The organism is Microscilla marina ATCC 23134 (assembly GCF_000169175.1).
Taxonomy (GTDB): Bacteria; Bacteroidota; Bacteroidia; order Cytophagales; family Microscillaceae; genus Microscilla; species Microscilla marina.
This window is the reverse complement of record NZ_AAWS01000099.1, coordinates 1-10,808: the sequence shown is the minus strand read 5'-3', so window position 1 is coordinate 10,808 and position 10,808 is coordinate 1. Positions and strand designations below refer to the sequence as shown.

Annotated in this window: 13 protein-coding genes; 2 read left to right on the top strand and 11 right to left on the bottom strand. The window is 37.8% G+C overall.

Features of this window, described 5'->3' with window-relative positions:
- The 11 genes from M23134_RS39540 to M23134_RS40800 all read right to left on the bottom strand — a co-directional run.
- A partial coding sequence (locus tag M23134_RS39540; RefSeq protein WP_394330676.1) for an RHS repeat domain-containing protein occupies positions 1-812 on the bottom strand: 812 nt, incomplete at its 3' end.
- A gap of 421 nt (positions 813-1,233) precedes the next feature.
- The gene (locus M23134_RS41955) at positions 1,234-1,974 is read right to left on the bottom strand and encodes a hypothetical protein (protein WP_002705999.1); all 741 of its coding nucleotides are present in this window, start codon (positions 1,972-1,974) and stop codon (positions 1,234-1,236) included.
- Positions 1,975-2,350: 376 nt separating this feature from the next.
- Entirely contained in the window at positions 2,351-2,650 is a 300-nt protein-coding gene (locus M23134_RS36695) for a hypothetical protein (RefSeq protein ID WP_198145143.1), read from the bottom strand.
- 76 nt (positions 2,651-2,726) lie between these two features.
- A complete protein-coding gene (locus tag M23134_RS36690; protein ID WP_045115061.1) occupies positions 2,727-3,023 on the bottom strand; it encodes a hypothetical protein in 297 nt (98 codons plus the stop codon).
- Entirely contained in the window at positions 3,020-4,687 is a 1,668-nt protein-coding gene (locus tag M23134_RS41950; protein WP_053337462.1) for a hypothetical protein, read from the bottom strand. Before M23134_RS41950 ends, M23134_RS36690 begins: the two co-directional genes overlap by 4 nt.
- Before the next feature lie 237 nt (positions 4,688-4,924).
- Positions 4,925-5,296: a hypothetical protein gene (locus tag M23134_RS36680; protein ID WP_045115060.1), complete on the bottom strand. Its 372-nt coding sequence runs from the start codon at positions 5,294-5,296 to the stop codon at positions 4,925-4,927.
- Between the two features lie 40 nt (positions 5,297-5,336).
- Positions 5,337-5,501 carry a hypothetical protein gene (locus M23134_RS41640; RefSeq protein WP_157558832.1) on the bottom strand — a complete coding sequence of 55 codons (165 nt, stop codon included), beginning with the start codon at positions 5,499-5,501 and terminating at the stop codon, positions 5,337-5,339.
- 286 nt (positions 5,502-5,787) lie between these two features.
- On the bottom strand, positions 5,788-6,246 hold the full coding sequence (locus M23134_RS36670) for a hypothetical protein (protein WP_002705992.1): 459 nt from the start codon (positions 6,244-6,246) through the stop codon (positions 5,788-5,790).
- Between the two features lie 2 nt (positions 6,247-6,248).
- The gene (locus M23134_RS39530) at positions 6,249-7,277 is read right to left on the bottom strand and encodes an RHS repeat-associated core domain-containing protein (RefSeq protein ID WP_198145142.1); all 1,029 of its coding nucleotides are present in this window, start codon (positions 7,275-7,277) and stop codon (positions 6,249-6,251) included.
- Between the two features lie 427 nt (positions 7,278-7,704).
- On the bottom strand, positions 7,705-8,388 hold the full coding sequence (locus tag M23134_RS36655) for a leucine-rich repeat domain-containing protein (protein WP_002705986.1): 684 nt from the start codon (positions 8,386-8,388) through the stop codon (positions 7,705-7,707).
- A 1-nt stretch (position 8,389) separates the two neighbouring features.
- Entirely contained in the window at positions 8,390-10,036 is a 1,647-nt protein-coding gene (locus tag M23134_RS40800; RefSeq protein WP_002705984.1) for an RHS repeat-associated core domain-containing protein, read from the bottom strand.
- Positions 10,037-10,144: 108 nt separating this feature from the next.
- On the opposite strand from M23134_RS40800, the gene M23134_RS41635 reads away from it, so the two are divergent.
- Together M23134_RS41635 and M23134_RS36645 are read left to right on the top strand one after the other, a co-directional pair.
- Positions 10,145-10,303, top strand: coding sequence for a hypothetical protein (locus M23134_RS41635; RefSeq protein WP_002705381.1), 159 nt, complete (start codon positions 10,145-10,147; stop codon positions 10,301-10,303).
- Between the two features lie 107 nt (positions 10,304-10,410).
- A complete protein-coding gene (locus M23134_RS36645) occupies positions 10,411-10,677 on the top strand; it encodes a hypothetical protein (RefSeq protein ID WP_045115057.1) in 267 nt (88 codons plus the stop codon).
- Positions 10,678-10,808: the final 131 nt, after the last annotated feature.

Sequence of the window (10,808 nt, the reverse complement as noted above, 5' to 3'; positions counted from 1 at the left end):
ATATTTACTTCTCCAGAAAGCCCTATACTTTGTCGCTGTGCTAAACCTCCACCTGAGGGTCTTACCACATTCTCTAAATCTCTAAACCTACTTAGCTCACTTGGAGACATATTCTGAACACCTATCATCTCAAGAGCATCAAATTCTTGCTTTTGATCATCTGTTAGTTCGTCTCTTGAGGCTCTTGTCACATATTCTGTTCTTTTGACTTTTTTCTTAGAAATTATAGAAGATAAAGGACTACTCGCGGGAGAAGCAGCTTTTTTACCTTTATCCAAACGTGCACCCCAAGGAAAGATGTTATTATTCGGGGCTTGACCAGGGCTACGAGTATCTGATACAGTACCAACTGGAACAGGCAACACTCTCGTTGCAACTCCTATTCTTACTGCAACCCCAACATTGGATTGATTTTTACTTGGACTTGTGGCTTTTTTTCCTGCTTTAGACTGAGCCTTCTCCAATCCTTCTAACTCAAAATGAGCCACCACTTGATTCTCACTAAAAGCATAAGTACTATTATAGTAAAAGCTTTCAGATAAAGGATCAACTGAAAAGAATCTACCCAAAGCAACATCGGCGTTCCTAAACTTAAAACTAGACCAGTTTAACCCAAACTCTTTTTGTTCTTCCTGACCTTGGAATTTCCACCTATGCTCCGGCTTCCCTACCTTCTCAATCCCTCGCAGGTTCATTCCAAAAGGGTAATAATGATTCTCCTGTACAATCAATTGCGGGGTGTGTTCCACCACCATATCATCAAAATACACAGGCTCATCTTCGGTTTCGTTGGCGATATAAATTTGCAGCACCCCATTGGGGGACACCCGAACCACTTCATCGTACTCAATTCCTGCTTGCTGATGGACACTAAAGTATTCAAAATCAGCCCGGTAAGTTTTCTTTTCTCCTTCTCTGAAAGCCCTCCCATGACTCGCATTTTAATGCGTGCCTTTTTTTCTACGAGCGTTTGTAACGCGGTTCCAAAATAAACAACCCTGCACTAACAATTTAGTACAGGGTTCAACTTTTTTTACTTTGATGACTATCCCAAATCATCTGTATTGCAAAAGTATATACAATCATACACTTTCACAACTCATAAACTCCTATCTTTCAGGTTCATAAGAAATAAAAAAAGCCCAAACCATTTTTACATGATTTGAGCTTTGGTTTTTAACTAAGCTTATGTTTACTCAACCTTTCCAGTCTCATTTGGAAGGCTTAAAAGAGCTAGGATTTTGCTAGTCTTTTCCATAAATTTTCATAAAACTTGACTAGAATAGAGTCATTTTTGAATATCATTATATCTCTAATTAGGTAATTATTAGAATTTATTTTTGTTATGAAGAGAGTTTTAGCATTATAATCAAATTGAATTTTAGACAAAGGTAATTCAAGGGTATCAGTATTATTAAAACTATTAAAGTTTATTTCGCCTGATCTGAGTCCAATATATTTATCACTTGATGTTCTAACACACAGTTTTACATTTTTATTTAGATAATCAAATTGAATATCTTCGATTACCTTATTACTTTCCCTTCCACTACCTCCCTGTCTTTCAATTAATTGCAAGCTATATTTTTCAGGTAAGTGATTGTTATACTGATGAATCCGGTTTTTCCTATATTTATTTAAATATCCTTTTATAACATTACCATCAATGGACTGTATGCCCTCCGAAGAAAAGTATGTTGCCCCTTTCATTTTCAAATGCTTATCATAAAAAAGAAGAAAAGTATTACGATACTCTGCGTTTTTAGACATATCATATAAAAGAATCAAATAAGCGCCTGAAAAATAGATTTGCTCAGCTTTAGTCAAGGTTTTGAAGTCTAGCTTGGAGCCAAGAGGCACGGCATTTTTTTTAGTTGAGATACAACCAGACATCAAAAAAAATATTAAAATATACAAAGCTAATCTTTTTATATAATTATGGTGGTTCCTAACATTAATCATAACTAATCCCATCTGATAGCAAATTAATAGTCTTTCTTTTTAAGAGGTCTGTTAAATATTTTCTTACCACGTAAATGTCTATTCCTCCCATGACTCGCATTTTAATGCGTGTTTTTTTCTACGAGCGTTTGTAACGCGGTTCCAAAATAAACAACCCTGCACTAAACTAGTACAGGGTTCAACTTTTTTTACTTTGATGACTATCCCAAATCATCTGTCTTGCAAAAGTATATACAATCATACACTTTCGCAACTCATAAACTCCTATCTTTCAGGTTCATAAGAAAAAAAAAGCCCAAACCATTTTTACATGATTTGGGCTTTGGTTTTATAAATCCAACTGAGCAACCTACAGCTGTAATGTATGCTGGGTTTGCTTTAGGTTTGGTTACTCACGCCGATTGGGCGCCATTTCTCTAATCTTCACCGTTTTATCAAGTACAAACTTTCCTTCTGAATCAACTCGCCAATGCTTTTCCATAAAGGAGGATTTACGTGGAAGTGCAATAGTACCCCTGTGTATGCATACAATAGAGTCTTTATAATCTACTATTATTTCTTCTACTCCCAAGTCCTTTGTTTCAAATGCAGTTTTACTATACTTGTTTTGAAAAGAGGCAGATTTAATGGTATCCACAAAATGACAAAACCTTGAATTTCGTTCCATCAGCAGCATATCTCGTTGCATTTTTGAACTATCAATACTTACTACCAAATTATAATTATTGTACATAGTATCTGCCTTGTATGAGATAACTCTGCATTTAATAGTATAAATTTTTGTCTAATGTATGTGAATCATATAGCCTGACAAGGACTACACTATCCTTGCTGGAAAAATAATTCTCAGGTATTTTTATAAACGTAGAGCATACTGAGTCGTTGATGGAAATCCTTCCATCTATATTAACCCTCAATAAAGCATCAAACAGTATATTTAAAGCTTTCGCCTTTTTCTTCCTTTCATTTGAAGTTTTTTGGGTTTCCTGATTTGTTTTTTCTTCATTTTTGATGCAACTAAATAATGCTAGTACTATTATAATTAAAAAAAATCTCATCATTTCTTATGATATTGTGGTTGATTTTTATTTGGACTAACATTAATAACTCTGTAATAATATTCAACTGCATTTGAGCCAGTACCACCCAATGTCGATAAACCAAAAAGGGTTCCATCAGGTTGAACGTAAAGTTTTTGTGCTTCGTAACCTTTATCTCCAGAGTTATCTATAAAAGTAAAGTATTTTCCTTTCTTATCTTCCCCTCTGCCTGTAATGTTAATAAAATGCTGAGTATTATTATCATTATTTGTTATCATACCAAACTGTGTATCGTTTCTTACTCCCTTTTCATCCGTAACCTCCACTCCAGCAACAACAAAGTTTCCTTTTTCAATCGCATTATGAATAATATCTATTGCTGTTTGTTTTGATTCTTCTGTTGCCTTATAACCACTGGGATGTGTGAGATGCATAAAATAAGCATTTTCAAATCCCCCTAGAGTCTCAGTACCACTTGTTTTCATTTGGAGTTTGGCAGATGGATAGCAATCTCTAACCCCATACTGGTACTCTACAAAGTCTGATTTTTTAATTGGGTTACTTACTTTTGTGTGTAGCCACTCACTAATCCTAGTTCTTCCGCTACCTCCCTTTTCATAAATTTGACCATTGCCATCTCTATAGACATGTTGACGAGTCTCGTAGTAATTTTTACCACCATATTTTATATACCCTTTGCTATCATTGATGATGTTTCGCTTACTTTTTAGTCCTAGTTTATCAGCTTTAGCTGCTGAAACATACTCTAGTCCTTCCAACTCAACACCATTAATGACTCTATTCTCACTAAAAGCATAAGTACTATTATAGTAAAAGCTTTCAGATAAAGGATCAACTGAAAAGAATCTACCCAAAGCAACATCGGCGTTCCTAAACTTAAAACTAGACCAGTTTAACCCAAACTCTTTTTGTTCTTCCTGACCTTGGAATTTCCATCTATGTTCCGGTTTTCCGTGTTTAGAAAGTCCTTCGAGCTCAAGTCCAAACGGATAATAATGATTCTCCTGTACAATCAGTTGTGGGGTATGTTCCACCACCATGTCATCAAAGAATACTTCCTGGTCGCTTTCGTTCGCAACAAAGGCTTGGAGGTAACCGCGCTCGGTGGCGGTGTAAGTCAGTTCCAGGTCTTGCCATTGTCCGGCGCCTGGGCTCAGATGAGCAATTTGTAACGAGGCGGTAACGGGTGTCCCGTCTTTTTTATAAAATACCAATTTCAAATAACCACTGGGTACCGTGGCGTTCGGGTTATTACCCCCGTTGCTCGGCGTAATACTCAGCCCTAAATTCAGTAGAAAAGGCGTGTTTTCTGTAGAGATTTCTCCACTCTTGGCGTGACCATTCACTTGTCCCAGGGTCAGCCCCCAGTTCACCGCGTTGTTGTGGGTCACCGAACCCCCGGCGTAATAACCCTTCACTTTTACTACATCGCCTTTGCTTACTTCCAGGTTGCGTAGCATTCCTAACGGCTCGGTGCTCGTGAGTTTGGCTACGTGGTTGCTGACGCTTGTGGGATCAGAAGAAATAATCACTTCTTTGTATTCGAAACCCTGTTGTTTATCGGTGGTAACATCTTCTAAATCAGCCCGGTAAATTTTCTTTTCTCCTTCTCTGAAAGCTACCCGCAAATTGCCCAAGTGATCCTTGTGATGATACTCATACACTTGTTGTACCCATTGTTGGAGGTAATACTTAGCTCCTTAATGTTTTTAGCAGAGATTCCTTTGCACCAAACTTGTAAAAAAGCCCAAATCATCTTAAAACTGATTTGGGCTTTGTTTTTTGTACACTATTTTTTTGTATTACTATCTTTTAACTTTCGTCTTAATCGAGCAATGTACTTTTTACTCGGCTTAAATTGTGTCCATCTAAGAAAATGGGATAAGTCTTTATACACATATTTATACTCTACTGGCACTTGATACGCTTTTTTTTTTCTTAATAATAAATTTAGCAAATACAGAATCTCCCTCAAATAATGTAACCAAGCTACTATCAACTGAATACTTCCAGTTTCCATTATAAATTTGAGGTTTTTTACTATTTTGCTTCTTCTCTGCCCTTGTTAAATACAATAATGACTTTGCTAAGTATGTAGAGTCAGGGAATAAAATCACGGAATAATCAAAATAATAAACACCAGCTATATCATAAATATTCTTTCCTTTAAATTTATATGCAAGAATTTCTTTATGATCTTTTTTTTGTGCTTGAGCTTTATCTAAATTCAAGCAACTTAAAAAAATTGCTATTAACAAAATGGTTTTTCTCATAATTAGTATTTGAAGTAATGTTTTGTGGTTGGCTTATTATTCATTGCATCATTATACACCCTTTTAACAGCTTTTCTCCTGGCTCTTGCTGAAGGATGGGAGGAGTGCCTACTTGTAATACGTTGGGGTTGTTGGTGCTCGTTTCGTTGCTATTATTGTAAGCATTGGCCAGGGTGCCCACAAACAAGCTTAAACTGCTTGCCATGTGTTGGCTGGGTGTATCGTTGATATAAGCATACACTTCAACACTTACCTTATCTCCTTTAGTTATTAAGGGTTTTCCAAGGACCCAATCGCTGGGTATCACCTCCCTATTTGGCGGCTAAACCAAATCTTCTATGTACAAAATACTGCTTCCACAACTCATAAACTCCTATCTTTCAGGTTCATAAGAAATAAAAAAAGCCCAAACCATTTTTACATGATTTGGGCTTTGATTTTTAGTTCAACCTTTTAAGACTCCTACGGAAGGCTTAAAATAGCTGAGTCCTTTAATGTAACTTTGGCATTTTATCAGTGATCCAAACTTCTATTTTCTTAGGTATAAGAACTGAATCAAAAGGTACTTTTAAAGAATCAGAAAGCCCCTTCTCAAACTCATAAGCTTTCCCTTTTAATGTTTTGTACTTAAAATTAATAAAAATGTATCTATCTTCAGGTAATTTAAACTTCTTGGTCATTTCTATACCCTGACTTTTAGATTTTACTTTCAACGTATGTTGTCCATCAGCAAGTTTGAAGTGATATACATCATAATCAGGAACATCAAGCTTTCTCCGAAAATATTCATTAATCAATAAATCATCATCAACAAAAATCAATAAGTCTACTTCAGAAACGTCTTGACTACTATTTTCCACAAGAAAACTTAAATTATCTTGTTTGTTATGACAACCTTGTAATAAGATTAATGCAGTAAAAATCCAGAAACTAAATTTTATTTTTTTCATATCTAACGCTCCTGTCCTATTGGTAATGGATACTTCTCTCCTCTCTTAACACTACGATAATAAGCTTCTCTATTTGTAGAAGAACTATGGGTAGCTGGTCTCGCTCTATGAACGTGATTTTGTCCTAAATTCAGCCTTTTATTTTTAGCATCGGTTACAACTGAATTTAATTGACCAAAACTAAAGTGTCCCCTCTTAGAATCATATGACATAAAATTACCTGATTCGTTAGTATGTTCAAGGTTCATATTATGACCAAGTTCATGAATAACCGTTTCAGTTGTCCAACTCTTATTGCCTTCTTCAACATAAGCAATCATCCAACCAAACCTCCCTACTCCTGCACTTGATCCACCCCCAAGTTTAGGGTCAGCTTTTCCCTTTACATCATCAACCATTACAACTAAATGATCTGTATCTTTTACATCACTCATAGTTTTGGCTCCTTTAATATCAGCATCAAACTTTATTACTTTCTTGACACTTCCTTTTGTTGAGGAAACAACAAGCCCATTCAATTTTGCTTGCACATTTTTCGCCAAGTCTGAAGACTTAGATTTTTCTGGTGATCTAATAAGGTCAAGAATTTTCCCTCTAATGTGAATAGTTTCAGTAACTGTAGCAAAAGATGTCCCATTAGAAAATTTTTGAATTTTAACATCAGTTGTAGTCCAAATACTATCCCCATTAATATCAATTCTGCTTATTGGATTGTTATTAGTATAGTTGTAAGGATTAAAATCTTGGTACTTTTCTGCAAAACGATCTACTCTGTTGAACCTTCCAATCGCCGGATCGTACTCACGTTGTCCATACGAAAGCCAATTCAAGCCAAATTCCTCATGCTTTTCTTTCCCATTATACAAATACTTATGACTTGGCTTCCCTACCTTCTCAATCCCTCGCAGGTTCATTCCAAACGGATAATAATGATTCTCCTGTACAATCAGTTGTGGGGTATGTTCCACAATCATATCATCAAAATACACAGGCTCATCTTCGGTTTCGTTGGCGATATAAATTTGCAGCACCCCATTGGGGGACACCCGAACCACTTCATCGTACTCAATTCCTGCTTGCTGATGGACACTAAAGTATTCAAAATCAGCCCGGTAAGTTTTCTTTTCTCCTTCTCTGAAAGCCCTCCCATGACTCGCATTTTAATGCGTGCCTTTTTTTCTACGAGCGTTTGTAACGCGGTTCCAAAATAAACAACCCTGCACTAACAATTTAGTACAGGGTTCAACTTTTTTTACTTTGATGACTATCCCAAATCGTCTGTCTTGCAAAAGTACAGACAATCATATACTTTCACAACTCATAAACTCCTATCTTTCAGGTTCATAAGAAAAAAAAAGCCCAAACCATTTTTACCTGATTTGGGCTTTAGTTTTTAACTCAGCTTATATTTACTCAATCTTTCAAGTCTCATTTGGAAGACTTAAAATAGTTGGGAAGCTAGAAACTGATATAGTTAATATGTTTATGCATTTTCTTGACCAATAAAGTATCCTTGATTGGATTTCCCCCAAGTATAAGAATATTTATAGTTTTCAAATAACCAACATCTATATGTTTTAACTGATTTCGTGCTAAATCCAAACATTTAAGATTTTCAAGATTTGAGAACGAACCGTTGATTGATTTTAGATCATTACCTTTCAGAGATAATGTTTCTATTTGGCAATCTTTGGGAAATATTATATCACTTAATTTTGAATTATAGGAAGTTGTTATTGTCAATTCTTTTAAATTTCCTAACGACTTGGGCAAAAAAACTTTTCCACTCAATTTGCAACTAATGAAGTACAAGTTTTCTAAATGCTTGAAAGGAGTCAAATCCGGAATCCTTTTCAAATTTGTGCTGAAAAACTTAAGAAACTCAAGTTGGTCAAAGTGATATATTTCTTTGGGTAAATCAGTTATGGGTATCTTATTAAAAGACAATGAAGAAATTCGCCCTTCATTATTCAACCCATATTCAATGTTGCCTGATTTGTATTTTTTATAGCGCTCACGTAAAGCTTTTAGATGGTCCAAATCTAAAGAATCGTTAGTTTGATGATTTACGGTCTTATTACCACAAGTAAATAGGTTCAAACTAATTACTAATATAAACAGTATCATTAAGAGTTTGCTCATGCTATTTTATATTATGACGTTTTTTAAGATAATTAGCAGCATTTTTCATATAATCAATCCTGTTCTTTTTGTAGGTGGCTTTAGCACTATTTCTCCCGAAATGAGTCTCCATCGCATTTCTATAATGTACATTATCCGCCTGTTGTGGATTTGCAAGAGATTCAAGCGGGAGTTTACCGTTATTACGATTCGCATATATGACATTAGCATCATCCATCACACCTCCGTTATAAACATGTATCTTAGAAGTGCTATACTCTCCCCTTTGACCAAAGCCTGCGAGATGCCCTGCTCCATGCACTACGCTAAAACCAAGTGTCTGATTTGCATTCTTTTGACTAGCTTTTGAGAATCCAAACTCCCTCCACAAATTAAATGCCCTTTCCGATTCTAATGCTATCACGTTTACATGTGCATCTCTAGTTGTTGATCTACCCGGATTTGAGTTTTCAGGATTAGTTTGCTCATCAATAAAGTTACCTTGGTTAGGAACTGATTGTGAATTGGCTAGTTTTGAGGATATTTTGCGGACATGATTAATTACTTTTTTAGCATTTCCTACAAATGCAACAGCATCAGTTTTGTCGAGGAATTTGTAATTGAAGTTCTCAGCTTTACCTTTAAAAATAGCTACTCTCGTTTTCAACTTGAGTTTTTTAAATAGAAAATTTGCATATTTGGCGACTTCATATAAATCGGGCTTCTTTCCTTTTTTGTGTCCGCCTACATCTACCAAATATATAACATTATCTTCTCCATCAGGATCAATAAACTTTATAGGGTTATTCAAAACATAAGCATAAGGAGAAGTTGATGTATGTTTATCTACTTTTGGATCAATGCTATGCCATCTTCCAATGCTCGCCTCATAATTCCTCGCCCCATAATCCATCCAATTCAAGCCAAATTCCTCATGCTTTTCTTTCCCATTATACAAATACTTATGCTCCGGCATCCCCTGCTTCTCAATCCCTCGCAGGTTCATTCCAAACGGATAATAATGATTCTCCTGTACAATCAATTGCGGGGTATGCTCCACCACCATATCATCAAAATACACAGGCTCATCTTCGGTTTCGTTGGCGATATAAATTTGCAGCACCCCATTGACTGGCACCTCATAATCAAAATGCAGTCTTTCCCAGTGAGTCTTGGCCGCCGTTGTCACAAACACCCGCCCACTTCGCAAGGCTTTAGTGCCCGTTTCGTCATACAGCACGTAGCGCAAATAGGCATTGGGCAAACCGCTGCTTTGACTACTTGGGTTGGGAGGAGTAAAACGTAGACCTATCTGTAAAGTCCGGAGGTTTTCGGCGTGGGTGGTTTCTCCCGATGATTGAGAAGACCTCGCCAGCGTTCCCAAAAACAAGCCAAACTCTCCGCCTTCGCCTTCGTTGGAAGCCTCCTTGATGTAGGCGTACACCTCTGAAGATATTCGGTCGCCTTTACTTACCTTCAGGGTTTTCCAGGGGCCCAGCGATGCAGTGCTTCCCCCAAGCTTCGCCGCGTATCCGTTGCCCATTGGGTGGGGCACCCGCACCACCTCATCGTACTCAATTCCTGCTTGCTGATGGACACTAAAATAGTCAAAATCAGCCCGGTAAGTTTTCTTTTCTCCTTCTCTGAAAGCTACCCTCAAATTGCCCAAGTGGTCTTTATAGTATACGCACCTAAAATCCTGTATTTCAAATCTTTAAGCGCATCCTTTTGTTGCACTCATTACAAAGACCAAAGGCGTCAATGTAACCAAGACCAAATGTACAAAGCACTATTTTCAAAAGAAAGAAAAATGGTAAATAACCGCCTTACACCATACAAAGACCACTTTCAACAGTGCAAAGATCGCCTTCAACAGTACAAAGCCCAGGGAGTTTGGAAAAGTGAGCGCGCAGATGAACGCAGGAGGAACGACTAAGTGAAGCGGCGCAAACACTGCGCGTAAGCCAGCGGGGAGACGACCAGGCAAAACCACTTTCGAAACCACTACTTTGAAGCTTTCTAACCGCGCGTTGGGGCCCGCCCGTGTTCACAGCCGAAGCCCAAAGGAGTGGCGGTTTTTCGCGGGTAAGCTTGCGCGAACGACGACGGCTGAAGGATGCCCGCCGACCCACCGAGGCTGCGCGAGCGGTAGGCATTTTGCGGGTGCCAGGTGGGGCACGCATGGGCGGAAATACACCAGACGAACAGTGTAGCGAAGGAGCTGACGAAGGGCTTTTTTTTCTTTTGAAAATAGACAATCAAAAAAGCCCTGAGGAAAGCCCGCGGTGGGGCGGGAAGCCATGCGCGTAAATGCCACTGGGCGGCACGAGGCGGAAGAAGGGAACCGCAAGCCGCATGACAGCCCTGACGACCGAAGGAAGAAAGGGCTGGCGTGCGGCTTTGCTGACCGACTGACAACGAGTACCTATAACCGGGCATGC